The organism is Nocardia shimofusensis NBRC 100134, assembly GCF_001613125.1.
In the GTDB taxonomy this organism is placed as follows: domain Bacteria; phylum Actinomycetota; class Actinomycetes; order Mycobacteriales; family Mycobacteriaceae; genus Nocardia; species Nocardia shimofusensis.
In genome coordinates this window covers 328,459-353,697 of record NZ_BDBT01000004.1, presented here as the reverse complement: position 1 = coordinate 353,697, position 25,239 = coordinate 328,459, and the positions used below count along the sequence as shown (strand labels likewise).

Genomic DNA, 25,239 nt, shown 5'->3' with positions numbered 1-25,239 from the left:
CCCGGACGGCCCCCGCTTCGGTGGGCGCCGATCCGCACGGCGGCGCCTCGACGGTCGTCGGCTCGGCGCTCATCGCGGCGATCCGCCCGCGGGCACGAACGACAGCAGTTGGGCCGCGAGCAGATCGAGCTGGGTGCTCGTGGTCTCGTCGACGAGCACGCCCTCGGCGTCCCACACCGGTTCGGCGGAGTTGATGGCCACGCCGAGCGGGGTCGGCCAGGCGCGCAGGGCGTGCCCGATCACGCGCAGCTGGCCCAGCGTGCCCACGGCGGCCTGCCAGCCGAAGGCGCAGCTGATGCAGCCCCACGGCTTGTTGTCCAGGTAGACGGTGGCGTCGCCGCGCAGGTCCTCGACGTAGTCCAGCGCGTTCTTGACCAGGCCGGAGACGCCGCCGTGGTAGCCGGGAGACCCGATGACCACCGCGTCGGCCGCGCGCAGGGCCTCGACCAGCGCGAGCGCGGCCGCGGTGCGGTGGGTGTCGTGCGGGTTGTACATCGGCAGATTGATGTCCTCGCCGCTGAACAGCGCGGTGCGTCCGCCGCGGCGGCGTACCGCGGCGAGGCAGTCGCGCAGGGCACGCTCGGTGGACGAGCCCGCGCGCAGCGTGCCGCCGATTCCGACGACGAACGGACCGCGCTCGCCCTCGGCGGCGTGCGCGGTTGTGGCACTGGTGGTGGTGGCGGTCATGGCCGGACCCTCCTGCTCGGCGCGCACCTACTTGATGGCGATGGGGTTGATGGGGGAGCCGACGGCGCCGATCACCCGCAGGGGTGGCGCGATCAGCTGGAATTCGTAGACGCCGTCGGCGGCGCAGTCGGCGGCCAGGGCGGTGAAATCCCAGTACTCGCCGAGCATCAGGCCCATGTCGCGCAGACACAGCATGTGCATGGGCAGGAAGGTGCCCTCGACGCCGGAGGTCGGGTCCTCGACCATCAGGTTGTCGGCGGCGACGGCGGCGACCTCGTGTTCGTGCAACCACAGCGCGCAGGTCCAGTCCAGACCCGAATACGGTTCGGAGCCGTCGCGCGCTTCCAGGAAGCGGTTCCACCAGCCGGTGCGCACCAGCACGATGTCGCCGGATTCGATGGTGATGCCCTGACGCTTGGCGCAGTCGTCGAGTTCGTCGGAGGTGATCGGTGTGCCCGCCTCCAGGAAGGTCTGCGCGCCACGGTATTTCACCATGTCCAACAGGACGCCGCGGCTGGTGATGCCCTTGCTGTCGACCTTGTCGATGCCGCAGTGGAAGGCGCCCTGGCTGGTCACCGAGTCGGCGGGGAAGCCGTTGTAGAGCTGGTCGCCGTAGTAGACGTGAGAGAAGGCGTCCCACTGGGTGGCGGCCTGCAGCGGCATGATGAGCAGGTCGTCGTTGAAGCGGAACGGATTGTCGGCGAAGAAGCTGCTCAATTCACCGGCGACGGTGTTGCGTAGCCACTTCGGGCCGTACTCGGTGAGCGTCCGGGCGTCGCCGCCGTCGACGGTCATCACGTGCGTGGGGTTCTGGCGGAACTGGAAGGCGCCCTGCGGGCCCGAGGAGCCGAAGTCGATGCCGAGGGGGAAGACCTTGCCGTGGCGGACGAGTCCGGCGGCGCCGGCGATCTTGGCCGGGGTGATGAAGTTCAGGGTGCCGAGCTCGTCGTCGGCGCCCCAGCGGCCCCAGTTGCGGACGCGCTCGGCGAGGGTGTGGAAATCGGTCAGAGTTGCCACGGCGGTGTTCCTTCCAGTCATTGCCGGGTGGCCGGGGCGGGACCGGCCAGTTCGCTCGCCAGTCGTGCGGCGAGATTGCCGCCGTCGACCCACAGCACCTGTCCGGTGATGTACGCGGCCGCCCGGCTGTTGAGGAAAAGCAACGCGGCCGCCTGCTCGCCCGGGTCCGCGGAGCGCCCGAGAGGTTGGGGGATGCCGTCGAGGTACTGCGAGCCGTACGCGGTGCGCAGCTGATCCAGGATGGGGGTGTCGGTGACGCCGGGACCGGTGCAGTTGATCCGGATGCCCGCGGCGGCGAGGCCGACCGAACGGCGCGCGGTGTAGAGGATCAGCGCCTCTTTGGACAGGCGGTAGCCCCCGCCGTCGGCGACGATCTCGGGATTCTCCTGACACCAGGCCACGCCCTCGGCGAACGAGCCGGTGTCGAGCAGTCCCCGTGTTTCCCAGCGGTTCTCGTGGTAGGCGGCGGCGGCCAGCGAGGACACGCCGACCACCGACGCACCGGCCTGCATCCCCGCCACGATCGCCTCGGTGAACTGGCGCATGCCGAGGAAGTTCACCGCTACCACCCGCAGCGGGTCGCCGATACCGGAGGACACGCCCGCGACATTGAACAGCGCGTCGACCGGCGAGCCGATCCGCGCGACGGCGGCGTCGACGGAGGCGGGGTCACCCTGGTCCATCACGAGGAATTCGTCCGGCCCGTCCGGCCTGTGCGGGCGGCGCAGATCGAGTCCCACGACCCGCGCGCCCAGACGACGCAACTCGGCGACCACGCTCGCGCCGATGCCCGACGCGCAGCCGGTCACCACGACCCGCTGCCCGTCGAAACGGCAACGCTGCTCGAAGGTTTCCATCGCGACCCCGCTCTCCGGTCCGGCCTCGGCTCAGGCCTGGCCGCGTTCTTCCAGCAGTCGCTGCTGTTCTTCCAGGCGCGCCGCCGCCTGCTTCTGGCCCTCTTCGATCTCGGCCATCGCCTCGGGGATCTCGCCGGCGGTGAAGGTGCCGCCGCGGCCGGTCGGCAGGCCGCCGAAGGCGTAGTCCTCGTCGAACTCCGGGGAGGGCAGCGGCCTGCGCCGGGCCTCGGCCTTCTCCAGGACCGGGGCCAAGCGCTTCGCCTTCTCCGCCACGGCCTTCTCGTCGCGCTCGATGAACTCGGGCAGCACGTCCCTGCCCATGATCTCCAGCGATTCCATGGTGGCCTCGTGACTGCGCGGGTTGAGCAGCAGGATGATCTCGTCGACGCCGCTGGCCTCGTAGCCGCGCAGGAACTCGCGCACGGTGTCCGGCGAGCCGATGGCGCCGCGACCGGGGCCGTAGGCGAGGGTCGAATCCTCCTTCACCGCGTCCAGGTAGGTCTGCCACACCTGGGTCCGGCCGGGGGTGTGCATGCCGGTCATGTAGTAGTGCATGATGCCGAACGAGAAGAAGCCGCCGCCGACGCCGAGACGCTCGATGGCCTGCTCGTCGGTGGGCGCCACCATCATCGACAGGTCGCCGCCGATGGCGAGGATGTTCGGGTTCATCTGCGGCACCATCGGCGCGGCCTTGTCCTCGAACTCCTGGTAGTAGCCGCGCACCCGATCGCCCAGCGCCTCGGGGCCGGTGTAGGCGAAACTCAGCGCGCCGATGCCCATCTGAGCCGCCATCTGCACCGAGGAGGGCCGGGTGCAGGCCACCCACAGCGGCGGGTGTGGGGTCTGGCGCGGCTTCGGGATGACGTTGCGCGCGGGCATCTCGATGTGGTTGCCCTTGAAGCCGGTGAACGGCGCCTCGGTCATGCAGCGCACGGTGACCTGCAGCGCCTCTTCCCACTGCGCGCGCTTGTCGGCGGGGTCGATGTTGAAGCCGCCGAGCTCACCGACCGAGGAGGATTCGCCGGTGCCGAATTCGACGCGCCCGTTGGACAGGTGGTCGAGGGTGGCGACCCGTTCGGCGGCGCGCGCGGGATGGTTGATCGCCGGCGGCAGGTGCATGATGCCGAAGCCGAGCCGGATGTTCTCGGTGCGCTGGCTGGCCGCGGCCAGGAACATCTCCGGCGCGGTGGAGTGACAGTACTCCTCGAGGAAGTGGTGCTCGGTCAGCCAGACCGTGGAGAAGCCCGCCTTGTCGGCGAGTTCCACCTCGTCCAGACCGTCCTGGAACATCTGGTACTCGTCGTCGTCGGTCCACGGTCGCGGCAGAGCGAATTCGTAGAAGAGGGAAATTTTCATCGGGTACCTCCATGGGTATCGGCCGTGGCCGGGTTCGCCGCGGTGCTCGGCCGCGCGCTGTCGGTGTCGGCGTCCGCCGGTGGGCAGAGCGCCAGGTGTTCGGCCGCGATGTAGCCGAAGGTCATGGCGGGGCCGATGGTCGCGCCCGCGCCCGCGTAACTGCGGCCCATCACCGCGGCCGAGGTGTTGCCGACGGCGTACAGCCCCTCGATGACCGTGCCGTCGGCGCGCAGCACTCTGGCGTGCTCGTCGGTGCGCAGACCGCCCGAGGTGCCGAGATCGCCGAGGATGACGCGGAAGGCGTAGTAGGGCGGTGCGCCGATCGGAGACAGATTCGGATTGGGCAGGGTCGGGTCGCCGTAGTAGTTGTCGTAGACACTGTCGCCGCGCTGGAAGTCGTCGTCGTGACCGGCCTCGGCCAGCTCGTTGAAGCGGGCGGCGGTGGCCTTCAGCGCGTCGGCCGGGACCTCGATCTGCGCGGCGAGTTCGTCCCAGCTGTTCGCGGCTTTCACCACGCCGGACTCCAGCCAGGCGGCGGGCACGGTGAAACCGGTCGGGACGGGCGAGAACGGAATCTTGGGGAGCGGCAGGTGGCCGCCGATGACGTAGCGCTTCCACGAGCGGTGGTCGGTGATCAGCCAGCACGGGATGTGGGTGACGCCGGACTTCTGGCCCTCGATCATGGCGTGCCCGAAGTCCATGTACGGGGCGGCCTCGTTGATGAAACGCTCGCCCGCGCCGTTGACCATGAACTGAGCGGGCATCATACGCTCGTTGAGCATGAATTGCATTCGCCCGTCCGGCCATTGGATCGCCGGGAACCACCAGGCCTCGTCCATCAGATCGGTGGCGGCGCCGACCTCACGGCCGAGGCGGATGCCGTCGCCGAGCGAGAGCGGATTGCCGAAGCTCCAGTCCTGGTCGACGACGGGCTGTTCGGCCTTGCGCCAGGCCATGTCGTGGTCGAAACCGCCGGTCGCCAGGACGACCCCGCGCCGGGCTCTGACCAGCACGGGCTCGCCGTCACGCTCGACGGTCGCGCCGGTGACGCGGCCGTCCTCGGCGTGCAGGGCGGTGACCGGGGCGTTCAGCCACAGCGGGACCTCCCGTTCGCGCAACGCCAGGCGCAGCCGAGCCACCAGGGACTGGCCGATGGTGACGATGCGATCGCCGAAGACGTGTGCGCGCACCATCCGCCAGATCAGCTTCAGCATCACCGCTTTGCCACGCCAGTTCTGCCTGACCTGGTAGAACAGCCGCAGGTCCTTGGGGCCCAGCCAGATTCCTCTGGGAGCCAGAGCGAGTGGTGCGAGCAGAGTCTCCTCGTCCTCGCCCAGTTCGCGCAGGTCGATGGGCGGGACATTGATGGTGCTGCCCTGTTCGGAGCCGCCGGGCAGTTCCGGGTAGTAGTCGGCGTAGCCGGGCTTCCAGACGAATTCCATCCAGCGGCTGCGCTGTTCGAGGAACTCCATCATCTCCGGGGATTTGTCGACATAGGCGCGCAGGCGCTCCTCGCCGACAAGTCCCTCGGTGATGGTCTTCAGGTATTCCACGACCTGGTCGGGATCGAGGGAGAATCCGTCACGACGCTGGGCGGGGGCGTTCGGCACCCAGATGCCGCCGCCGGACAGTGCGGTGGACCCGCCGTAGCTCGGCCCCTTCTCGATGATCAGCACCGACATTCCCTCGGCCTCGGCCTTCAGCGCGGCGGTGAGCCCGCCGCCGCCGGAGCCGGCGATCAGGACGTCGACCTCGATCTCGGTGGGCCTGTCGCCGGCCGCCGCCGCGGCGAGCTCGGGCCGGGAGGCGTCGGGCGGGGTTGTCGGCTCGGGACGCGAGTTCTGGCCGGATGTCACTGTGTCCTCCTCGTAGCCGCCGCGCCACCGTCCGGCTCAGCCAGCGCGGTGCGCACCGCGAAGCCGGCGATCAGAGCGGGAGCGGCGCGGTAGTAGCGCACCGTCGTGCGATACGGCCCCTGCTGGGCCAAGGCCGCGAAGGCCGCGATCCAGGTGCGCACCTCGTGCGCGGAATTGCCGGCTTCCTCGGTGATGCGGGCGTTGTCCCAGTCGTCGAAGGCGTCCAGGTCACCGCTGTCGAGCAGGTCGAGGAAGCGCTCGTCCCACGCCGGGTTCAGGGCGCGCAGATCGCCTCTGCCCGCGGCGAATTCGTAGGCAGCCTGCATGACCGCCGTCTGCCGGGCGGTGCGCTGCTCCGGCGACATGACCCCGCCGTGCACGATGCGTTCGCGGACCGGGCCGGTGGCGGTCGCCAGTCTCGGGACCGGCGGGTCGTGGGACAGTCCGCCCGATCCGATCACCAGCACTCGCTTGCCCAGCGAGGACAGATGCGCGCCCACCGCCGCCCCGAGCGCCCTGGCCCGGCGCAGCGGACCCAGCGGCGTCGCAACGGAATTGACGAAGATCGGCACGACCGGCAGCGCGGTGGCCGAGCCGAGCAGACGCTGCAAGGGCTGGACCGTGCCGTGGTCGACGTCCATCGCGACCGAGACCGCCACGTCCACACCCGCTTCCAGGAGCGCCTCGGCGAGCTCACCCGCGACCCGAGCGGGCACGTCCAGCGGACCGGCGTGCGTGCCGTAGTCGCCGACGCCGGACGCGGCGGTGCCCACGCAGAACGCGGGCATGGTGCGGTAGAAGAAGCCGTTGTAGTGGTCGGGGGCGAAGGTGACGACCAGGTCGGGGTCGAAGTCGCGCACGAAATCGGCCGCCCGGGTCAGCGCGGCCTCGATGTCGGTGATCAGCTCCGGTTCGGGACCGGGCAGATCAAGCAGAGGGCTGTGCGAGACGCAGCACAGGGCCAGCGGCATCGGTTCCTCCAGTGGTCAGCGAGAGCGCGCGCAGTAGATCGGCGCTCAGGGCCGGGGCGAGCTGGGCGATGGTCGAACCGGCGACGGCGCGGTCGGGACGCAGGAACAACACCGAGTCGCGCTGGGCGTCGAACCAGGCTTTGAGCGCGCCGGTGCGGTCGCCGACGACGAGCACGTCTTCGTGGTCCTGGCCGGTCCAGTGCAACTGGCACGACGGGCGCACGGCGACGAACCGCGCGCCCACGGCCTTCCACCGCGCGAAGCTCTCGTCACCGAGGACGGCGCGCGGATCGTTGTTCCAGCACAGCACCGCGAACCACGGGCCGAGCACGTCGTCGAGCAGCACATCGGCGCGGTCGCGGGTGTCGACCTTCGGCTGGACGAACAGCGTGCCGACCGGGGAGACCGGTGAACGCGACCATTCGTGCACCACCGCGCCCCGGTCGTATTTCGGCATCGGCTTGAACCGCATGCCGAGCACATAGCGCTTCACCGGCGGGATGGCGGCGGCCGCGCGGACCAGCACGTCACGCACCGCCACCACCTTGCGGTCGGTGGGCGAGATGACCTTGCCGACCATGGTGGACAGGTCGATCATGGCGCGGGCGTGCTTGCGGCGCTCCTGGTCGTAGGAGTCCAGCAGCGCGTCACCGGCGCGACCCGAGGCGACGGCGGCGAGCTTCCAGCCGAGATTGGCCGCGTCCCTGATCCCGCTGTTGTAGCCCTGGCCCTGCCAGACCGGCATGAGGTGTGCCGCGTCGCCTGCCAGCAGCAGCCTGCCCTTGCGGAACGCGCTCGCGATGCGCGAGTGGTGGGTGTAGACGCGCTTGCGGATGACCTCGAGGCGATCGGGGTGCGGTACGAACGGGGCGACGAGTGTCGCCACGAACTCCGGGGATTCGGCGAGTTCGTCGGATTCGTCGTCGTGGATCATGAACTCGAAGCGGCGGATGCCGTGCGCGATCGACACCGAGACGTTCGGGCGCGCCGGGTCGGCGCCGACCTCGATATTCGGGTGACCCAGCGGGTCGGCTGCCAGGTCCACCACCAGCCAGCGGGTCGAGGAGGTGGTGCCGTCGAAGCTCACGCCCATCTGCTTGCGGGTGACGCTGCGGCCGCCGTCGCAGCCGACCACGTATTTCGCGCGCACCGTCTCGACGCCACCGGCAGTGCTGATGTCGACGTCGACGTGGTCGCCGGTGTCGTGGCAGGCCGTCATGGTCGCGCCCCAGCGCACCCGAACGCTGTCGAATCGCTCGAGAGCGCTGAGCAATTCGGCGTCCACGAGCGGCTGGACGAAGCCGTTGCGCTTGGGCCAGCCGAACGAGGTGTCGGTGGGGGCGATCTCGACGAGCAGGCGGCGGTCGGCGTCGACGAACCGCATGATCTGGTTCGGCGTGGTGTGCGGCAGGACGCGGTCGATCACGCCGATGGACTGGAAGGTCCGCAGCGATTCGTCGTCGAGGCCGACGCCGCGCGGGTAGTCGATCAGGGTCGCACGCTCCTCGACCACGAGCGTGCGAATCCCGTGCAGGCCGAGGGTGTTCGCCAGGGTCAGACCCACCGGTCCGGCGCCGACCAGAACGACGTCAACCTCGACCTCGCCCGGCTCCGCGGTGGCCGCTCCGGCGCCGCCGGAGGTAGCGCTGTCCACCGGGACACCGGCCACTTCGGCACCGCCCCGCTCGGCCGGCCGACTGCCGTTGCCGTGTCGGTCAGACATCGCGACCGCCCAGCAGGAAGTCCAGGTGCAGCGCGTCGAAGGTCTCGGCGTCCTCGTACTGCGGCCAGTGCCCGCAGCCGGTCATCAGCTCGAAGCGCGCGCCCGGGATCATCGAGGCGATGCGCCTGCCCTCGGTGACATCGGCGGTCGGGTCGTCGCTGGTCCACAGCACCAGCGTGGGCGCGGTGATGCGGCCGTAGTCCTCGGGGCCGAGAATGTTGCGGGCTCGGATCTGCGGGTCCTGCAAGGCCATGATGTCGCGCATGGCATCGGCGAAGTCCGGCTGCCGGTAGATGCGCTGCCTGCTGGCGACGATGTCGTCGTAGCCCTTGGACTTGTCCGCCATCAGCCACTTGATCCTGGCCTGCACGGTCGCCCAGGTCGGCTCGGTGGCCGCGGCCATCGACAGGGTGATGATGCGCTGCATGACCTCCGGGTCGGCCTGCGAGCCGCCCGCGGTGTTGAGCACCAGCCGCTCGATGCGGTCCGGATGATCGACGGCCGCGCGCGCCGCGACCCAGCCGCCCAGCGATTCACCGCTCAGGCAGACTCTCTCGGCGCCGATGGCGTCGAAGACGGCGACGAGATGGTCGACGTAGTGCGCGACCTCGAGCAGGTGACCGGGTTTGCCGGTGTATCCGTGGCCGAGCATGTCGATCGACCAGGTCGAGAAATGCTCGGCGTGCGCGGCCAGATTGCGCACGTACGCCTCGGCGTGCCCGCCCGACCCGTGCAGCAGCACCAGCGTCGGCAGGTCCGCGGCACCCGCGTGCAGGTATCTGGTACGCACCCCGCCGGCGTCCAGGTATCCCTGCTCGAAGGCCACGCCCTGCAGGTCGCTCCATATGCTCTCGTGCTCGGCCACCGTGTCGTCTCCCGCCACCGTTTCGTTCTCCCTCTGCCCTCGGGTATTTCGCGCCGTCAGCAATCCGGTGACTTGCCGGTGGCGGCGGTGTGCCCGGCCCGGAAGCCCCACACCATCGCGGGCCCGATGGTGCCGCCCGCCCCGCCGTAGGCGCGGCCGGTGACCCCGGCCATCGCGTTGCCCGCCGCGAACAGCCCCGGAATCACCGAGCCGTCGACGTGGCGGACCCGGCCGTCGTGATCGGTGCGCGGCCCGCCCTTGGTACCCATCGCGCCCACCGTCACCGGCACCGCGTAGTACGGCGCGGTGGTGAGCGGGCCCAGCGTCTTGCCCGCGAGGGTGTCGGCGTCCTGATCGCCCCAGTAGCCGTCATAGGCACTCGAGCCGCGCCCGAAGTCGGGGTCGGCGCCCGCGGCGACGTAACCGTTCCACTGCGCGACCGTGGCGGTCAGGCCGTCCGGATCGATGCCGGTCTTCGCGGCCAGAGCCGCCGGGCTCGCGGATTCGTTGAACCAGTCCGGGACCGCGCCGCCGGGCTCGACGCCCAGAAATCCGTAGCGCTGCAGATGAACCGAGTCGAACACCATCCAGGCCGGATCGTTGACATAGCCGTGTGCGGGGTGCAGGTAGTGGAAGGCCCCGGCCATCGAGTTGTACTCACCGGCCTCGTTGGCGAAGCGCTTGCCCGCCCGGTTGACCATGATGGAGCGCGGCCGGGTGCGTTCCAGGCGCACACTGCGGCTGCGCGGCTTCCCGTCGATGGTGTCGCCGGGAATCCGGACCACCGGCACCCACCACGCCTCGCTCATCGTGCCGAGCTCCGCGCCGTGCGCCATCGCCATCCGCAGGCCGTCGCCGGTATTGCCGGGCGGGGAGACCGCGCCGCGCATGGGCCCGCGCAGGTAGGTCTGCACCAGGCCCTCGTCCCACTCGAAGCCGCCGGTCGCCAGCACCACGCCGTTGCGCGCCCTGACCCGGAATTCGCCTGCCGCCGTGCTGATCCGGACACCGGTGATCGCGCGGGCCCCGGAACTCCCGGAGGGCTCGGAACTCTTGGAGGGCTCGGCGAGCAGTTCCACCGCGCGCGCCCCCGTCGCGGGGGTCACGCCTCGATCGAGCACACCGCGCAGCAGGCCGGCGATCAGCGCGGCGCCCGCCACACAGGGTTCCACGGCCTCGTCACCGATGGTCGCCTTCAGCCGGGCGCGCGTCTCGGCGTCGAAACCGACATTGCTCCAGTCCGCCGGGAACGCGGTGATCCGGTCGCGCCACGGCCCCAGCGTCGCGAGATCGACCGCGGCCGGGCCGAGCGAGCGACCGCCGCGCGGCCTGCCGCCGGGCAGTTCGGGCTTGTAGTCGGGGAAGCCGTCGGCGACCGCGAAGCGCACACCACTGTGCGCCTCCACGAAATCGAGCATGGCCGGACCGGTTTCCACGAACGTGCGTACCAGCGCCTCGTCCATGGCCCCGTGCGACTGCGCCCGCAGGTAATCCATCGCGTCGTCGACCGGCAGCGGCTCGTCGGCCCGGTCGTGCGCCGGAATCCAGGCGATGCCGCCGGAGACCGCGCTCGTCCCACCCACCGTGGCCGCCTTCTCGTACACCGCGACGGTGGCCCCGCGCACGGCTGCGGTGAGCGCCGCGGTCAGGCCCGCCGCCCCGCTGCCGAGGACCACGACATCGACTTCGGTATCCCACTGCGAAGGCACTCCACGCTCCCTTACCGCCGTCCCCGCACCGGCTTCGGACCCGCCGATCAGCGGCCTCACCTGCGAGATTTTCATTCCCCTGTTTGGAGAATGATATTCTCCAAATTCGGATGTCGCAATGGTTGCGCGGCAATCGCCCTGCGGATCAGATGCTTGCGCACCTTCCCGCCGGCCGTGCGCGGGAAGTCCGCCGCCCGGAACAGCCGTTCCGGCCACTTCTGTCGCGCCACGCCTGTCGCCGCGAAGTGCTCGCGCACTTCTCCGCGGGTCGGCATGCGCGCACCGGGCCGCAATCGCAGTACCGCGCCGACGATCTCGCCGAAGCGCGCATCAGGGACCGCGACGACCACTGCCTCGGCGACGGCGGGCAGCAGCGTGAGCACTTCCTCGACCTCCAGCGCGCCGATGTTCTCGCCGCCGCGGATGATCACATCGGACTTGCGGTCGGTGACCGTCAGATGCCCGTCCTCGTGCAGCACGCCGATGTCGCCGGTCCGGTACCAGCCCTGCCCGTCGAAGACCTTCGCGTTCTGCTCGTCGTCGAGGTACCCCAGACACAGATCCGGCCCGCGACTGAGGATTTCGCCGTCTTCGGCCAGCCGTATCTCCACACCGGGCATCGGCCTGCCGTCGGTGCACAACCGCTCGAACTCCGGGGCGGTGTAGCGCGAGGCGGTGATCGAGGGATGTTCGGTGCTGCCGTAGGCGCGGAACGGCACCAGCCCCAGGTCGGCGAGCCTGCGGGTGACCGAGACCGAGACCGCCGAGCCGCCCAGGCCCACGTACTTCACGCTCGCGAGATGGTCGGGCGTGAAATCGGCATGCTCGAGCAGACCGGTCACGAAGTACGGCGGACCGCCGCCGACGGCGAGACCGTGCTCGCGCATCAACGCCAGCGCACGTCCGGGCTCCCACCCGTCCATCAGATGCACCGCCTTGCCGTGCAGCACCGGGATGAGAAACGCGCCGACCATGCCGATGAAGTGACCGACCGGTGTGGCTGTCAGCTGCACCGCGTCGTCGAGCGCATTCTGCTCGGCGAGCTGCCTGACCTCGCAACCGAGCGTCTGGTGGCTGTGCACGACGCCTTTCGGCGCACTGGTCGTCCCGGAGGTGAACGCGATGAGCGCGGGGGCGGCCGGATCGGCGGGCAGCACACCGGCCATGGGCGGATCGGCCGACAGTTCCTCGAAATTCGCGTCGGCGCCGTCGACGGTGCCGACGATCGGCACCTGCGCGCACAGCTCGGGGCTCAACCCCTCGGTGGTGACGAAGACCTTCGGCCGGGCCGCGCCGAGGATGTGCGCGAGTTCCTTCGGGCCGTAGAAGTGCACGACCGGCACGACGACAGCACCGAGAAAGGCCGATGCCCAGAACGTCACCGCCGCTTCCCGCCAATTCGGCAACCGGAAGGCGATCACATCGCCCGGGCCCACGCCACGCTCGCGCAGACCGGCGGCCAGCCTCCGTGCGGACAGCTCGACCTCGGCGAAGGTGCCCACCCACGGTCGCGCGGCCGAGTGCACATGGAACGCCAGATCGCCGTTCTCGGCCAGCCTTCCGGCGAGGAGTTCGCCGAGGGTTTCGCGGCGCCACCACCCCTCGCGCTCATAGCGGTCACGCAACTCGTTCGGAATCACTCGCATGGTCGGCCGTCACTTCCGGTAGCACCTAACGGAAACATCATTCTCAAGCGTGCGCACGCGGTAGAACCAGACATTTCAGGCGAGTAGCCGTGTCGGAATCCTTGCGGGCTCATTGCGCGAAGAGTACCGTTCTCATTTATCGCAAGGATTGTTCTTGCAAGGATTTCAGAGGGAAGGAGCAGCTGTGGGACGTGTGGAGGGCAAGGTCGCGTTCATCACCGGCGCGGCGCGCGGTCAGGGCCGCAGTCACGCAGTGCGTCTCGCCGAGGAGGGCGCCGACATCATCGCGGTCGACCTGTGCGAGAACATCGACACCGTCGGCTACGCGCTGGCGACACCGGAAGACCTGCAGGAGACGGCCGATCTGGTTGCCAAGACCGGCAGGCGCGCCTACACCGCGAAGGCCGACGTGCGCGATGCCGGACAGCTGAAGACCGCGCTGGAGGCCGGCATCGCCGAACTCGGCCGACTGGACATCGTCGTCGCCCAGGCCGGTATCGCCGGGATGAAGGGCGAGCCGCAGATGCAGGCGTGGACCGACGTCATCAACACCAATCTCATCGGCACCATCAACGCGATCCAGGTGGCGCTGCCGCATCTGTCCGAGGGCGCGTCCATCATCGCCACCGGCTCGACCGCCTCGTTGATCGACATCAACAAGGTGGATCAGCCCGGCAAGGACCCCGGCGGCATGGCCTACGTGCACTCCAAGCGCGCGCTCACCGCCTACGTCTACGAACTCGGCCGCCAGCTCGCGCCGCGGGGGATGCGCGCCAATGTCGTACATCCCACCAACTGCAACACCCCGATGTTGCAGAGCGAGCCGATGTACCGGTCGTTCCGGCCCGATCTCGAGCACCCGACGCGCGCCGACGCCGAGCCGGTCTTCGCCGTGCAGCAGGCCATGCCGATCCGCTACGTCGAGCCCGAGGACATCAGCAACGCGATCGTCTTCCTGGCCTCCGACGAGGCCCGCTATGTCACCGGCCTGCAGGTGCGCGTCGACGGCGGCGGCTACCTGAAGTGGTACGACTACCACATCTGAGCGAAGGAATCTCCGTGAAGGTCAGAGTCGATTCGGAACGCTGTCAGGGTCACACCCTCTGCGCCATCAGCGCGCCCGATGCCTTCGAACTCAGCGACATCGACGGGCACGCCACACCGGCGTCGGAGGATGTCGCTCCCGGGCAGGAGGACAAGGTGCGCGAAGCCGCGCGCTCCTGCCCCGAACGCGCGATCACCCTGCTCGACCAGGGATGACCCTTCCGCCGGCACATGCGTCGCGCACCGCATCTCCGGGCGATCATCCTGCTCGAACGGCAATGAGCCGCCCGCCGGCACATGCGTCGCGAACCGTATCCCCCCGATAGCCAGAGGAATTGAAGCCGTGACCATCGACGATGCGGTCGCCGACCGGGGCCGCAAACAACAGCACGCCTACCACTTCGACCGGCACACCCCCGAGTACCGGCACCGGTTCGAGGAGATCACCGAGGAGATGCACACCAAGTGCCCCCTCGCGTGGACCGACACCTACGACGGTCACTGGGTCGCCGCGGGCGCCAATGTGGTCTTCGAACTCGCCCGCAGCCCGCACGTCTCCAACGACCACGATGTCAACGGAGTTCGTAAGGGCTACAAGGGCATCTCCATCCCGACCGCGCGGCGAGCCGCCCTCGTGCGCGGCGGCATGCTGGAGATGGACGACCCCGAGCATCGCCAGTACCGCTCGGTGCTCAACCCCTATCTCTCCCCCGCGGCCGTGCGCCGCTGGGTGCCGCTGATCGACGAGATCACCCGCGCCGCCATCGACGAGAAGATCGAGACCGGCCGCATCGATTTCGTCGACGACCTGGCCAATGTCGTCCCGGCCGTGCTGACCCTGGCCATGCTCGGCATCCCGCTGAAGAAGTGGTCGCTCTACAGCGAGCCCGTGCACGCGGCGGTCTACACCCCGGAGGACTCTCCCGACGCCGTCCGGGTCGCCGAGATGCACCGCCAGATGGGACTGGATCTGCTGACCAGCCTCGTGGAGATCAAGGAGAATCCGCGCCCCGGCCTGGTCAAGGCGCTGGTCGATCTGCGCATCGACGGCGAGCCCGCCCCCGACCTGGAGATGCTGGGCATGCTCGGTCTCATCATCGGCGGCGGCTTCGACACCACCACCGCGCTGACCGCGCATTCGCTGGAATGGTTGTCCCAGCACCCCGATCAGCGCGAGGTGCTCAGCCGCGAGCGCGAGTCCCTGCTCGATCAGGCGACCGAGGAGTTCCTGCGCTACTTCACCCCCGCGCCCGGCGACGGTCGCACCATCGCCGCCGAGTGTCCGGTCAACGGGACCGTGCTCGAGGAGGGCGAGCGGCTGTGGCTGTCGTGGGCGATGGCCAACCGCGACCCGGAGGTCTTCCCCGACCCGAACGAGGTCGTGCTGGACCGCAAGGGCAACCGGCACTTCAGTTTCGGTCTCGGCGTGCACCGTTGCATCGGGTCGAATGTCGCGCGCACCGTGTTCAAGTCGATGGTGACCGCCGTGCTCGATCGCATGCCCGACTACCGCTGCGATCCCGAGGGCACCGTGCACTACGACACGATCGGCGTCATCCAGGGCATGCGCCATCTGCCCGCCACTTTCACACCGGGTCCGCGATTGGGTGCCGGCCTGGAGGAGACGCTGGAGAAACTGCAGCGCATCTGCGACGAACAGGGTTTGGCCGCGCCGGTGACCGAACGGCCCGACATCGCCCGCGTCGACTGATGAGGACCCATCCCGACGGCACGCGGACACCGGTCATCGACGCCAGCGTGCACATCTTCTTCTCCTCCAACCGGGACATGCGCTCGTTCCTGCGGGAGCCGTTCAAGAGCAGGGGCGTCCCCGACGCCGAGATGGACTGGTACGGCGCGCCCGGCGGGGAATACGCCGCCGGGACGCGCGGTCCGGACAAGCGCTATCCGGGCAGTGATCCTGCGTTCGCCGGTGCGCAGTTGTTCGGCGAGCGCGGCGTGGATGTGGCGATCCTGCATCCGATGACCCGGGGCGTGCTGCCCGACCGGCACCTCACCTCGGCGGTCCTGGCCGCGCACAACGAGATGATGGTGACCCGCTGGCTGGATTCCGGCGAGTACAGCGAGCGTTATCGCGGCACCATCCGCGTCAATCCGGAGGACATCCCCGGCGCGCTGCGCGAGATCCGGCGCTGGGGCGATCATCCCCGGGTCGTCCAGGTCGGCGTCCCGCTGCAGTCGCGTGAGCTCTACGGCAAACCGCAGTTCTGGCCGCTGTGGGAAGCCGCCGCCGAGGCAGGCCTGCCGGTCGCCGCGCACATCGAGACCGGCGAGTCCATCGCCTTCCCGCCGACGCCGTCGGGTCACACCCGAGGCTACGAGCAGTACTACGGCTTCATGTCGCTGAACTACATCTATCACCTGATGAACATGGTGGCCGAGGGTGTCTTCGAGCGCTTCGGCGACCTGAAGTTCGTCTGGGCCGACGGCGGCGCGGATCTGCTGACCCCGTTCACCTGGCGGATGGACACTTTCGGCCGCCCGCACCTCGAGCAGACCCCGTGGGCGCCGAAGATGCCCGGCGACTACCTGCCCGGGCACGTGTACTTCGTACACAACAGCATCGACGGTCCCGGCGATGCCGAATTCGCCTCGGAATGGCTGGACTTCACCGGCAAACAAGACATGGTGATGTTCGGCTCGAGCTACCCGCACTGGCACTGCGCCGATGTCGACACAGCACTGCCCGCGGCACTGACTGCCGAGCAACGCGACAAGCTCTGCTGGGCCAACGCCGCGAGCCTCTACGGGATCGAGATCCCCGCCGCGAAGGAAGGACGGCCATGCTGACCCACGAACAGCACCGCGCCCCCGCACCCCAGCAGATCGCCGTACGGGTGGTCGACTCCGACGTGCACCCCGTGCCCCGGCGCGGGGAACTCGTCGACTACATCCCCGAGCCGTATCGCAGCGCCTACTTCCGTAGTCACAAGGTCGGCGACATCATCATCTACGACGCCCCCGACTACGCCCACTCCTACGCCATGCGGGTCGACTCGTTCCCCGAGGACGGCGAATTCCCCGGCAGCTCACCGGAACTGGCGTTCCAGCAGCTCATCGTGGAGGCGGGCTCGGATATCGCCATCCTGGAACCGACCGTCAAAGCGGCCAGGATCCCGGAGGCGACCCAGGCGATGGCCACCGGTATCAACCACTGGCTCGCCAACCACTGGCTGGACCCGAAGAACAACTGGCATCAGCGCTGGCGCGGCTCCATCTGCGCCGCCGTCGACGACCCGGCGGGCGCGGTCCGCGAGATCGAGCACTGGGCAGGCCACCCGTTCATGTCGCAGATCCTGATCAAGGCCGAGCCGCGCCCGGCCTGGGGCGACCCCAAGTACTACCCGATCTGGGAGGCCGCGACCCGCCACGACATCGTGGTCAGCTGCCATCTCGGCCGCGGCGCCTTCGAGACCATGCCCATGCCGCCGGTCGGATTCCCCAGCTACAACCACGATTTCATGGTCACCTACTCGCTGCTCGCCGCGAACCAGATCATGAGCCTGATCTTCGACGGCGTCTTCGACCGCTTCCCCACCCTGCGGATCGTGTTCGTCGAGCACGCCTTCACCTGGATCCTGCCGCTGATGTGGCGGATGGACGCCATCTACGCCGCGCGCAAGCAGTGGATGACGATCAAGCGCAAGCCCTCGGAGTACGTCAAGGAGCACATCAAGTTCACCACCCAGCCGCTGGACTACCCGGAGGACAAGACCGAACTGACCCGGGCGTTCGAGTGGATGGAGGCGGACAAGATCCTGCTGTACTCCTCGGACTATCCGCACTGGACCTTCGACGATCCGCGCTGGCTGGTGAAGCATCTGCCGGTCGCGGCGCGCGACAAGGTCATGTATCTCAACGGGATTCAGACCTATCACCTGCCGGAGACCGTACCGGCGATCACCGGTCGACGGCGGGTGTTCTGAATGAGTGAGTCGGCGATGGCCGAGCCGCCCGAGGCCGCGAAGACGGCCGACAGAACCGGCGAGCGGCCGGTTCGGCTGGCGCAAGGGCGCGAGCACGTGGTCGCCCGGGTCGACGAGATCGCGCCGGGCGAGCACAAGGTCGTGCCGATCGGCAGGCACGGCGTCGGCGTCTACAACGTCGGCGGCACCTTCCACGCCATCGCGAACTACTGCCCGCACGAGGGCGGACCGCTGTGCGCGGGCCGCACCAGGGGCCGCACGGTGGTGGACGAGAACGTCCCCGGCGACGCGGTGATGTTGCGCGACAAGGAGTTCATCTACTGCCCCTGGCACCAGTGGGGCTTCGAACTGGCGACCGGGACGACCACCGTCAAGCCGGAGTGGAGCATTCGCACCTACCCGGTGCGGATCGTCGGTGACTCGGTCGTCGTGCAAGCGTGAGGAGCGCGCATGCCCGCACTGGCGATCAACGGCGGTGACGTCGTCTACGAGATCCTCGGCGAGAGCGGCGATCTCATCGTGCTGACTCCCGGCGGACGCTACGGAATGGACATCCCCGGCCTGCGTCCCCTCGCCGAAGCTCTCGTCGCCGGCGGGTATCGGGTGCTGCTGTGGGACCGGCCCAACTGCGGGGCCTCCGACGTGCAGTTCTACGGCCGGACCGAATCCCATATGCGCGCCGAGACCCTGGCCGGACTGCTCACCGGGCTCGACCTCGCGCCGTGCGTGCTCGCGGGTGGTTCCGGCGGGGCGCGGGACTCGATCCTGACCGCCATCCGCTACCCGGAACTGGTCGACAAGCTGGTGTTGTGGAATATCGTCGGCGGCACCTACGGCACGTTCAATCTCGGCGCCCACTACATCCTGCCCAGCCTGCAGGTGGTGCGCGGGGCGGGCGTGGCCGGACTGCTCCGGCTCAAAGAGTGGCGCGAGCGCGTCGAGGCCAATCCCGCCAACGAGAAGCGGCTGCTCGCTCTCGACGCCGACGAGTTCGTGAAACTCTCGCTGCGCTGGCTCAACGCCTATGTGCAGAAGCCGGGCCAGACCATTCCCGGCGTCGACGACGACGAATTCGATCGAATCCAGGTGCCCACCCTGATCATTCGGGGTGGCGAGCACGATATCGACCATCCGAAGCGGACCTCGCTGGAGATCTCCTGCCTGATCGCCGGCTCCACGCTGATCGACCCGCCGTGGCCGGAGGATGCGTGGGAGCGGGCGATGCAGGATCGCGCGATGGGGCGGGTGAAGCGATTCAACATGTTCGACACGTGGGTGCAGGCCGCGCCCCCGATCCTGGAATTCCTCGGCCGATGAACGATGTCCGGCCGAGGTCGTGGACCCGCTCAGTCGATGTCGATCCGGACCTCGCAGTTCAGCGACGCCTCCAGGGCGGTGTGGATGCGGCTCTCCGGCACCCGGCGCAGGTCATCCTCGCGCAGGCGGACGTGGACGATGTCGAAACCGTCGTCGTCGAGGGAGCGGGTGACTGCGCCGCGCAGCCCGAAGCCGGCCAGGACGCCGTGGGCATCGTCGTCGGTGCCCCGGCTGAGGTAGGTCACCACGCCCGGTTGCGGAGCGGTGTGGAAGGCCCTCGCGCACAGGGTGACCAGCGTGCTCAGCGAAGCCTCGGCGTCGGCGGTGTCGAGCAGGAATTGCAGCTCCCTGGGTGGCGCGTCCTTCTCGGCCGAGCTCACGGCGGCCGTCCCCGCGAGGCCCTGATCGGCGCTCGACACGCGGAGGCCGAGGAGTTCGGCGCCCTGGTCGGCGAGTTCCGCCTGCAACGCGGCCAGACCGTCCGCCCGTTGCCCGGCGGTCAGCTCACGCCCCGGATCGACGTCGATACGCAGCACCGCGGTTCTCATGCCGGAAAGACTATCCGGCCGTCCGCGTCCCACCGGCCGAATCGGCCACCCGTGCCCGAGCCCGTTCGCACGCCGGGCACGTCTCGCCGCGACCACCGAAGAGGTTGCCATGCATCATGATTCCGATCCGCCCCGAGCGCTGACGGTCGCGGTCGCGCCCGGCGTCGCCCCCAGATTGCTGCGCGACATCGACGATGTCGAGGATCTCGCGCGCTACCGCGCCGAGGGCGGCTACCGCGTAGTCGGCGCGACCGCGGAACTGCTCGACCAGATCAGCACGTCCGGGTTGCGCGGGCGCGGCGGGGCCGGCTTTCCGCTCGCGGTGAAGCTGTCCGGCGTCCGTGCGGCGGCGTTGCGCGGCTCCCGTACGGTGGCCGTCGCCAACGGCGAGGAAGGCGAACCCGCCTCGATCAAGGACAAGTGGCTGATGCGCCACCGCCCGCACCTGGTCCTCGACGGTCTGCGCCTGGCCGCCGCCGTCGTCGGCGCACACCGCGCTGTCGTGTACCTCTCCGACGGCGAATCCGCCCGCGCCGTCGACCACGCGCTGACCGAACTCGACGCCGCGGCGATCACCGAGGTGCCCATCGAGCTGGTGGTCGTCGAGCCCGGCTACGTCGCCGGCGAGGAAACCGCCGCGGTGCGCGCCGTCAACGGCGGACCCGCCAAGCCGACCGACAAACCGCCCCGCCCGTTCGAGAGCGGCGTCGACGGCCTGCCGACCTTGATCAACAATGTCGAGACACTGGCGCACCTGCCCTTCATCCAGGCCCACGGCGGCGAGGCGTTCCGCGCGGTCGGTACCCCCGGTTCCCCCGGAACGTTCCTGGCGACCGTCACCGGCGGCGGACGCGGTCCCGGCCTCTACGAACTCGCCCACGGCACGCCCTTCGCGACGCTGCTGGATCTGCACGGTGTGCCCGCCTCCGAGGTCCGCGGCGCACTGATGGGCGGCTACTTCTCCGGCCTGCTCGGCGAGCCGATTCTCGACGCGACCCTCGACCACGAGTCCCTGCGCGCATTGGGCAGCGCCCTGGGCTGCGGCGCCGTCGCCCTGCTCACCGATGAATGCCCCGTCACCATCGCAGCCGCCGTCCTCGCCTACTTCGACCGCGAGAACGCGGGCCAGTGCGGCTCCTGCTTCAACGGCACCGCCGCCATGGCCGCCGCCGCCACCGCCCTGCACGAGCACCGCGCCACCGACACCGACCTCGCCAACCTGCACCGCTGGTCGACGGTCCTGCGCGGGCGCGGAGCCTGCGCCACCCTCGACGCCGCGGCGAACATCGCCGAAAGCCTGCTCACCGCCTTCCCCGCCGAGGTGCGTGCCCACCTCACCGGCCGCTGCCCCACCTGCGCCGACCCCGCCCCGCTGCCCCTGCGCCCCTTCCACGCCGAAACGGCGGTGCTCGCATGAGAATTCGCTTCGACAAGACCCTGTGCGACGGCTTCGGCATCTGCGCCCGCCATGCCCCCGACCACTTCCCCCTCGACGATTGGGGCTACGCCGTCCTCGCCGGAGACGGCAGAATCGCCCCCGAGGATCAACCCGGCGTCCTGCGCGCTCTACTCGACTGCCCCGCGCATGCGATCATCGCAATGCCTGAATCCGATCCATCGACGACGCTCGAACGGCAAGAAGGGACCACCCCGTGAAGACCAACCTGTCCTGCCCCTGCGGTGAACAGATCACCGGAACCGACGAAGACGACCTGGTCGAGAAGGTCAACGCGCACCTCGCCGCGAACCACCCCGGCCACGAATACACCCGCGATCAGATCCTGATGATCGCCTACTGATCCTTCCGTATCCCGCACGACTACAGCCCGCCCCTGGATCTTTCGAGGGCGGGCTGTCGCATGTGCCGGTCCCGATGATTCAGTGTCGGTCGGCGAGCACGCCGCGGCACAGCAGCGTGAGCTGCGCCGAGACCGCCGCCAGATCTCGCCCCTCGGTCGCGGCGACCCGCATCCCGGCCTCGTTGACGGCTCCGAGCAGCAGTTGGGCGGCCAGGCTCGGCTCGACGCCGACAACGAGCCGGCCTTCCTCCGCGAGCGATTCGAGCAGTTCCGCGACGAGTCGCAGCGACCGGCCGCCGTCGAGCGCCCGCCAGCGCGACCAGCCCAATGCCGCGGGCGCCTCGACGAACACGATCCGCTGCATCGGCATGTCGTCGGCAAGCGTCTTCAGAACCACCGGCCCCAGCGCGAGCAGCCGTGCACGGGCATCGGCATGCTCGGCCAGCGCCTCGGAGACACGCGAGACCAGTTGACCCTCGGACCGCGCGAACACTGCCTCCATCACCTCGGTCATATTCGCGAAGTGGTGGTAGAGCGCACCCCGGGTCACGCCGGCCGCCTCGCTCAGCCCCGTCGTGGTGACGGCGGCGAACCCCTCGCTCGCGAACAACTGCGCCGCGACGTCGAGGAGCCGCTGCCGAGTCGCCAATGCCTGCGACTGTCTCGATGTGGCCATACCGGCATCCTACCCATTGACATACACTCTGCATGTCACATTCAATCTGTATGTGAACCTCTCCCGGATCGAACAGCAGCAGCCCACCAACGGCACCGACCTGATGCGCCTCTTCGTCCCCCAATCCCCGTTCGTCTCACTTCTCGGCGTTCGGATCGAAGAACTCACCGACGACGAAGCGGTCCTCCGCCTCCCGTGGCGCCCCGAACTCGCCACCGTCGGCGACATGGTCCACGGCGGCGCGATCTCAGCGCTGGCCGACATCACCGTGATGGCCGCGGCTTGGTGCGGCCGCGCCCTGCCCGGCCAACTGCGGGGCGTCACCACCTCGTTGTCCCTGCAATTCCTCGAACCCGCCCACGCCACCGACCTCATCGGCCGCGGCCGCCCACTCCGACGCGGCGCGACCCTCACCGCCCTCGAGGCCGACATCGAAACCCCCTCCGGCACCGGAGTCGCCAAAGCCATGGCCTCCTACAAGGTGGGCTGATCCGATGCTCCGCATGAAAACCAGGTGCGAACTCTGCGCGACCACACTGACCCCCGACGCCGCGGCGTGGATCTGTTCTTACGAATGCACCTACTGCCCGCGATGCCACACCGATCTCACCGAATGCCCCAACTGCGCAGGCGAACTCGCGCCGCGACCACGCCGCACCACGGGACTCACCGACATCGCCGCAGGTACCCCCGCCCGACTGACCCGGATAATCCGGCGCAGCATCAAAAGCAGGTCGTAGACCGGCCGCCCCGTGCGCACAGCGACATGGACTCACTACGGCGTGTGACGCCCGGCCCTGCCGCGCGGCTCCGACCATCGGCTAAGGTCTGACTGTTCTATCGGCAGCGACCCTTCGGCGGATCCCAGCGATGATCGAGATCGGACTTGCGGTAGTCGCCGTAGCGGAGGCGATGGGCCTGCTCTGGCTGTGGACGCTGCTGACTCGTACCCGCGGACAGCTGACCCGGACCGAGGCATCGCTGAGTCGCAGTCGCCGCGAGCTCGCCGAACTCGAGCGCAGGCTCGAGACGCGTCGTCAGCTGATGACGAGTGGCCGGGAGGCGGTCAAGACCGTATGGGAGACGGCGAATCTCGTCCGCGCGAAGGGCCTCCGCAGAGCGATGCTCAGCTCGATCGAAGAACTGGCCGGGTGGGCGCAGGTCGAGCGACCGGATCTGGCTCGGTTGGTGCCCGACGGTCGCGTCGCGATCGTGTTCTCCGATATCGAAGGCTCCACCGCCCTCAACGAGCGGCTCGGCGATCAGGCGTGGGTCAAGCTCCTCGACCGCCACGAGAAGCTGATCCGCAAACTGGTCGCCGCGCACGGCGGGCACGTGGTGAAGAACCAGGGCGACGGCTTCATGATCGCCTTCGCCGAAGCCGCCCAGGCCGTGCGCTGCAGCATCGAGATCCAACGCGCCCTCGGCAGCCGCGCCATGAAAGCCGGCAACCGCGAGAACGTCCGCGTGCGCATCGGCATCCATACGGGCAAGTCGGTCCGCCGCGGCGACGACCTCTTCGGCCGGAACGTGGCCATGGCGGCACGGGTGGCCGGGCAGGCGAGCGGCGGGGAAATCCTCGTCAGCGAGGACGTGCGGACCGCCGTGAGCACCGAGCCGGACATCGTTCTCACTCCCGCACAGGAGGTCGAACTGAAAGGCTTCACCGGATGCCATCGTCTCTACACGGTGGACAGCGCGCGCTGATCAGCCCTGCTCGGCGTGACTCTCGTGTTGCCGCTCAGCGGCCGAGCCGCGCCCGCCACTGCGCGATCGTCGTGCCGATCTCCGTGTGCGCGGGCTCGCCGTACATCCACTCCCGCGCGATCCGATGCCAGTTGTTGCTGGTCCGCAGTTGTCCCAAGGCCGCGAAGGTGAACAGATCCGCGCGACGGGAGAAGACGTGTTCGGGCGGCAGCAATTGGCGTCTCAGACCACGGAAGTCGGACTGCCTCGGGTCGACGGCGAGAACGACTGCGCTGGTGGCGAGTTCGGGCGTGATCGCCAATTCCTCGTCGAGCAGGTGCCAGCCGGCCGCGGCCCACACGTATTCCAGGCATTCCCGCGGCGTGACTCCCGCGCCGGGGTCGACGATGCCACGGCCGACCCATTCCCGATACAGGTCGTCGGCTCGGTACTCGCAGGCCGCGCGGAGGCAGGTGCGCTCGACCTCGACGTGCACCGGGTCCATCGTGTGGAACAGGCCGAAATCGACGAAGCACACCCGCCCGTCCGTCGCGAGGAGAACGTTGCCGGGATGGGGGTCGCCGCAGAACTCGTGGTCGGAGAACAGCGAACTGATGTAGAAGCGATAGATCAGCTCACCGACGTCGTTACGATCGGAATCGGGTAGCTGCTGGATCTGCTGGAATGGAACGCCTCGAACGAATTCCGAGACGAGCACATGCCGACCGCAGTACTCCCCCACCACGTCGGGAACGACGATCAACGGATGGCCCCGGTAGCGCTGGGCGATCCGATGCTGGGTTCGGGCCTCGCGCGGATAGTCGAGTTCGGCGGTGATGTTCCGAGCGATCTCGTCGAGGACGGCGGTGTCGGCGGCGGTGGGCAGCACCGATTTCCACAGTTTCGCGAACCACGCCAGATTGCGCATATCCGCGTCGACGGCGGCGTCCACGCCGGGGTACTTCACTTTCACCGCCACCGAGCGCCCGTCGCGCAAGGTCGCTCGATACACCTGGCCGATGGAGGCCGCGGCGATGGCCGTCTCGTCGAAGTCGGCGAAGACCCGCGCCATCGGGCCGAGATCGCCCTCGATCACCGTCCTCATCCGGGCGAAGGGAATCTCCGGTGCGCGGTCGCGTAGTTCGGCCAGTTTCGCGCGGAAGAGCTCGCGATGCGACTCGGGGACGAGGTCGACATCGAGAACCGAGAGCATCTGCCCCAGCTTCATGGCGGCGCCCTTCATCCCGCCGAGCACGGTCACGGCTTGTTGCGCGGTCTGCAGGGCCGAGCGCTGGGCAAGGATTCGCCGCGCCTGCTCGGGGCGGCCGATCATCGACAGGCGAGTACCGACACCGCGGACCGCCTGGCCGGCGGCCAAGCGCCCGAGGCGGCCGCCACGGGTCAATCGACTTCTCGGCACCGGATGTTCGGTCACCTACCTTGTGTAGTCCCACGCAGCGGGACCGGCAATAGTGTGCGACGCCAATGGTCACCGCCCGAATGCTGTCATCGAGACGAAATACCGCCATTCCAGC

Annotated in this window: 26 protein-coding genes; 13 read left to right on the top strand and 13 right to left on the bottom strand. The window is 69.1% G+C overall.

Annotated features, from left to right (window positions below):
• Nucleotides 1-69 precede the first annotated feature (69 nt).
• The 10 genes from NS3_RS06955 to NS3_RS06910 all read right to left on the bottom strand — a co-directional run bounded on the left by NS3_RS06955 (nucleotide 70) and on the right by NS3_RS06910 (nucleotide 12,687).
• Nucleotides 70-687, bottom strand: coding sequence for an NADPH-dependent FMN reductase (locus NS3_RS06955; protein ID WP_067855485.1), 618 nt, complete (start codon nucleotides 685-687; stop codon nucleotides 70-72).
• 27 nt (nucleotides 688-714) lie between these two features.
• Nucleotides 715-1,704 carry a cyclase family protein gene (locus NS3_RS06950; protein ID WP_067855319.1) on the bottom strand — a complete coding sequence of 330 codons (990 nt, stop codon included), beginning with the start codon at nucleotides 1,702-1,704 and terminating at the stop codon, nucleotides 715-717.
• A gap of 17 nt (nucleotides 1,705-1,721) precedes the next feature.
• Nucleotides 1,722-2,561 carry a coniferyl-alcohol dehydrogenase gene (locus NS3_RS06945; RefSeq protein WP_067855316.1) on the bottom strand — a complete coding sequence of 280 codons (840 nt, stop codon included), beginning with the start codon at nucleotides 2,559-2,561 and terminating at the stop codon, nucleotides 1,722-1,724.
• Between the two features lie 30 nt (nucleotides 2,562-2,591).
• On the bottom strand, nucleotides 2,592-3,917 hold the full coding sequence (locus NS3_RS06940) for an LLM class flavin-dependent oxidoreductase (RefSeq protein ID WP_067855313.1): 1,326 nt from the start codon (nucleotides 3,915-3,917) through the stop codon (nucleotides 2,592-2,594).
• Nucleotides 3,914-5,674 carry an FAD-binding protein gene (locus tag NS3_RS06935; protein WP_067855482.1) on the bottom strand — a complete coding sequence of 587 codons (1,761 nt, stop codon included), beginning with the start codon at nucleotides 5,672-5,674 and terminating at the stop codon, nucleotides 3,914-3,916. Before NS3_RS06935 ends, NS3_RS06940 begins: the two co-directional genes overlap by 4 nt.
• Before the next feature lie 95 nt (nucleotides 5,675-5,769).
• A complete protein-coding gene (locus tag NS3_RS06930; protein WP_067855310.1) occupies nucleotides 5,770-6,744 on the bottom strand; it encodes a 3-carboxyethylcatechol 2,3-dioxygenase in 975 nt (324 codons plus the stop codon).
• Nucleotides 6,701-8,467 carry a bifunctional 3-(3-hydroxy-phenyl)propionate/3-hydroxycinnamic acid hydroxylase gene (locus tag NS3_RS06925; protein WP_084495114.1) on the bottom strand — a complete coding sequence of 589 codons (1,767 nt, stop codon included), beginning with the start codon at nucleotides 8,465-8,467 and terminating at the stop codon, nucleotides 6,701-6,703. Before NS3_RS06925 ends, NS3_RS06930 begins: the two co-directional genes overlap by 44 nt.
• Entirely contained in the window at nucleotides 8,460-9,332 is an 873-nt protein-coding gene (locus tag NS3_RS06920) for an alpha/beta fold hydrolase (protein ID WP_067855476.1), read from the bottom strand. Before NS3_RS06920 ends, NS3_RS06925 begins: the two co-directional genes overlap by 8 nt.
• Before the next feature lie 56 nt (nucleotides 9,333-9,388).
• A complete protein-coding gene (locus NS3_RS06915; RefSeq protein WP_067855307.1) occupies nucleotides 9,389-11,041 on the bottom strand; it encodes an FAD-dependent oxidoreductase in 1,653 nt (550 codons plus the stop codon).
• Nucleotides 11,042-11,112: 71 nt separating this feature from the next.
• On the bottom strand, nucleotides 11,113-12,687 hold the full coding sequence (locus tag NS3_RS06910) for an AMP-binding protein (protein ID WP_067855304.1): 1,575 nt from the start codon (nucleotides 12,685-12,687) through the stop codon (nucleotides 11,113-11,115).
• 184 nt (nucleotides 12,688-12,871) lie between these two features.
• Between NS3_RS06910 and NS3_RS06905 the strand changes: the two genes are divergently transcribed.
• The 7 genes from NS3_RS06905 to NS3_RS06875 all read left to right on the top strand — a co-directional run bounded on the left by NS3_RS06905 (nucleotide 12,872) and on the right by NS3_RS06875 (nucleotide 18,995).
• Nucleotides 12,872-13,732: a mycofactocin-coupled SDR family oxidoreductase gene (locus NS3_RS06905; protein WP_067855301.1), complete on the top strand. Its 861-nt coding sequence runs from the start codon at nucleotides 12,872-12,874 to the stop codon at nucleotides 13,730-13,732.
• A 14-nt stretch (nucleotides 13,733-13,746) separates the two neighbouring features.
• A complete protein-coding gene (locus tag NS3_RS06900) occupies nucleotides 13,747-13,947 on the top strand; it encodes a ferredoxin (protein ID WP_067855298.1) in 201 nt (66 codons plus the stop codon).
• 127 nt (nucleotides 13,948-14,074) lie between these two features.
• Nucleotides 14,075-15,442, top strand: coding sequence for a cytochrome P450 (locus tag NS3_RS06895; protein ID WP_067855295.1), 1,368 nt, complete (start codon nucleotides 14,075-14,077; stop codon nucleotides 15,440-15,442).
• Nucleotides 15,442-16,542 carry an amidohydrolase family protein gene (locus NS3_RS06890; protein WP_067855292.1) on the top strand — a complete coding sequence of 367 codons (1,101 nt, stop codon included), beginning with the start codon at nucleotides 15,442-15,444 and terminating at the stop codon, nucleotides 16,540-16,542. The genes NS3_RS06895 and NS3_RS06890 overlap by 1 nt, the downstream gene beginning before the upstream one ends.
• The gene (locus tag NS3_RS06885) at nucleotides 16,536-17,678 is read left to right on the top strand and encodes an amidohydrolase family protein (RefSeq protein WP_067855289.1); all 1,143 of its coding nucleotides are present in this window, start codon (nucleotides 16,536-16,538) and stop codon (nucleotides 17,676-17,678) included. Before NS3_RS06890 ends, NS3_RS06885 begins: the two co-directional genes overlap by 7 nt.
• A 15-nt stretch (nucleotides 17,679-17,693) precedes the next feature.
• The gene (locus NS3_RS06880) at nucleotides 17,694-18,119 is read left to right on the top strand and encodes a Rieske (2Fe-2S) protein (RefSeq protein WP_067855473.1); all 426 of its coding nucleotides are present in this window, start codon (nucleotides 17,694-17,696) and stop codon (nucleotides 18,117-18,119) included.
• A gap of 9 nt (nucleotides 18,120-18,128) precedes the next feature.
• Complete coding sequence (locus NS3_RS06875; protein WP_067855278.1) at nucleotides 18,129-18,995, top strand: alpha/beta fold hydrolase; 867 nt, start codon at nucleotides 18,129-18,131, stop codon at nucleotides 18,993-18,995.
• 29 nt (nucleotides 18,996-19,024) lie between these two features.
• Here the strand turns inward: NS3_RS06875 and NS3_RS06870 are convergent, their stop codons facing one another.
• Nucleotides 19,025-19,543, bottom strand: a complete 519-nt coding sequence (locus tag NS3_RS06870; RefSeq protein ID WP_067855275.1) for a hypothetical protein — start codon at nucleotides 19,541-19,543, stop codon at nucleotides 19,025-19,027.
• Between the two features lie 109 nt (nucleotides 19,544-19,652).
• Here NS3_RS06870 and NS3_RS06865 point away from each other — a divergent pair, with 109 nt between their 5' ends.
• Genes NS3_RS06865 through NS3_RS28325 form a run of 3 tightly spaced genes read left to right on the top strand, consistent with a single transcriptional unit; the run spans nucleotide 19,653 to nucleotide 21,342 of the window.
• Nucleotides 19,653-20,960: an NADH-ubiquinone oxidoreductase-F iron-sulfur binding region domain-containing protein gene (locus tag NS3_RS06865; RefSeq protein ID WP_067855272.1), complete on the top strand. Its 1,308-nt coding sequence runs from the start codon at nucleotides 19,653-19,655 to the stop codon at nucleotides 20,958-20,960.
• The gene (locus tag NS3_RS06860; protein ID WP_067855269.1) at nucleotides 20,957-21,199 is read left to right on the top strand and encodes a ferredoxin; all 243 of its coding nucleotides are present in this window, start codon (nucleotides 20,957-20,959) and stop codon (nucleotides 21,197-21,199) included. The genes NS3_RS06865 and NS3_RS06860 overlap by 4 nt, the downstream gene beginning before the upstream one ends.
• Nucleotides 21,196-21,342, top strand: coding sequence for a DUF1059 domain-containing protein (locus tag NS3_RS28325; RefSeq protein ID WP_084495112.1), 147 nt, complete (start codon nucleotides 21,196-21,198; stop codon nucleotides 21,340-21,342). The genes NS3_RS06860 and NS3_RS28325 overlap by 4 nt, the downstream gene beginning before the upstream one ends.
• A gap of 79 nt (nucleotides 21,343-21,421) precedes the next feature.
• Here NS3_RS28325 and NS3_RS06855 read toward each other — a convergent pair whose 3' ends face one another.
• A complete protein-coding gene (locus tag NS3_RS06855; protein WP_067855266.1) occupies nucleotides 21,422-22,018 on the bottom strand; it encodes a TetR family C-terminal domain-containing protein in 597 nt (198 codons plus the stop codon).
• Nucleotides 22,019-22,034: 16 nt separating this feature from the next.
• On the opposite strand from NS3_RS06855, the gene NS3_RS06850 reads away from it, so the two are divergent.
• The 3 genes from NS3_RS06850 (at nucleotide 22,035) to NS3_RS06845 (ending at nucleotide 23,725) form a co-directional block, all read left to right on the top strand.
• Nucleotides 22,035-22,508, top strand: coding sequence for a PaaI family thioesterase (locus NS3_RS06850; protein ID WP_084495111.1), 474 nt, complete (start codon nucleotides 22,035-22,037; stop codon nucleotides 22,506-22,508).
• Between the two features lie 4 nt (nucleotides 22,509-22,512).
• Nucleotides 22,513-22,758, top strand: a complete 246-nt coding sequence (locus NS3_RS28320; protein ID WP_084495110.1) for a DUF1272 domain-containing protein — start codon at nucleotides 22,513-22,515, stop codon at nucleotides 22,756-22,758.
• A 130-nt stretch (nucleotides 22,759-22,888) separates the two neighbouring features.
• Nucleotides 22,889-23,725, top strand: a complete 837-nt coding sequence (locus tag NS3_RS06845) for an adenylate/guanylate cyclase domain-containing protein (protein WP_067855263.1) — start codon at nucleotides 22,889-22,891, stop codon at nucleotides 23,723-23,725.
• A 34-nt stretch (nucleotides 23,726-23,759) separates the two neighbouring features.
• Here NS3_RS06845 and NS3_RS06840 read toward each other — a convergent pair whose 3' ends face one another.
• Nucleotides 23,760-25,139 carry an ABC1 kinase family protein gene (locus NS3_RS06840; protein ID WP_245649492.1) on the bottom strand — a complete coding sequence of 460 codons (1,380 nt, stop codon included), beginning with the start codon at nucleotides 25,137-25,139 and terminating at the stop codon, nucleotides 23,760-23,762.
• Nucleotides 25,140-25,239 lie beyond the last annotated feature (100 nt).

Coding starts and splice junctions, on each gene's coding strand:
- NS3_RS28320 (WP_084495110.1), top strand. CDS start 22,513: ATGCTCCGCATGAAAACCAGGTGCGAACTCTGCGCGACCACACTGACC.
- NS3_RS06945 (WP_067855316.1), bottom strand. CDS start 2,561: ATGGAAACCTTCGAGCAGCGTTGCCGTTTCGACGGGCAGCGGGTCGTG.
- NS3_RS06845 (WP_067855263.1), top strand. CDS start 22,889: ATGATCGAGATCGGACTTGCGGTAGTCGCCGTAGCGGAGGCGATGGGC.
- NS3_RS06940 (WP_067855313.1), bottom strand. CDS start 3,917: ATGAAAATTTCCCTCTTCTACGAATTCGCTCTGCCGCGACCGTGGACC.
- NS3_RS06855 (WP_067855266.1), bottom strand. CDS start 22,018: ATGGCCACATCGAGACAGTCGCAGGCATTGGCGACTCGGCAGCGGCTC.
- NS3_RS06865 (WP_067855272.1), top strand. CDS start 19,653: ATGCATCATGATTCCGATCCGCCCCGAGCGCTGACGGTCGCGGTCGCG.
- NS3_RS06930 (WP_067855310.1), bottom strand. CDS start 6,744: ATGCCGCTGGCCCTGTGCTGCGTCTCGCACAGCCCTCTGCTTGATCTG.
- NS3_RS06875 (WP_067855278.1), top strand. CDS start 18,129: ATGCCCGCACTGGCGATCAACGGCGGTGACGTCGTCTACGAGATCCTC.
- NS3_RS06870 (WP_067855275.1), bottom strand. CDS start 19,543: ATGAGAACCGCGGTGCTGCGTATCGACGTCGATCCGGGGCGTGAGCTG.
- NS3_RS06925 (WP_084495114.1), bottom strand. CDS start 8,467: ATGTCTGACCGACACGGCAACGGCAGTCGGCCGGCCGAGCGGGGCGGT.
- NS3_RS06890 (WP_067855292.1), top strand. CDS start 15,442: ATGAGGACCCATCCCGACGGCACGCGGACACCGGTCATCGACGCCAGC.
- NS3_RS06885 (WP_067855289.1), top strand. CDS start 16,536: ATGCTGACCCACGAACAGCACCGCGCCCCCGCACCCCAGCAGATCGCC.
- NS3_RS06880 (WP_067855473.1), top strand. CDS start 17,694: ATGGCCGAGCCGCCCGAGGCCGCGAAGACGGCCGACAGAACCGGCGAG.
- NS3_RS06910 (WP_067855304.1), bottom strand. CDS start 12,687: ATGCGAGTGATTCCGAACGAGTTGCGTGACCGCTATGAGCGCGAGGGG.
- NS3_RS06955 (WP_067855485.1), bottom strand. CDS start 687: ATGACCGCCACCACCACCAGTGCCACAACCGCGCACGCCGCCGAGGGC.
- NS3_RS06860 (WP_067855269.1), top strand. CDS start 20,957: ATGAGAATTCGCTTCGACAAGACCCTGTGCGACGGCTTCGGCATCTGC.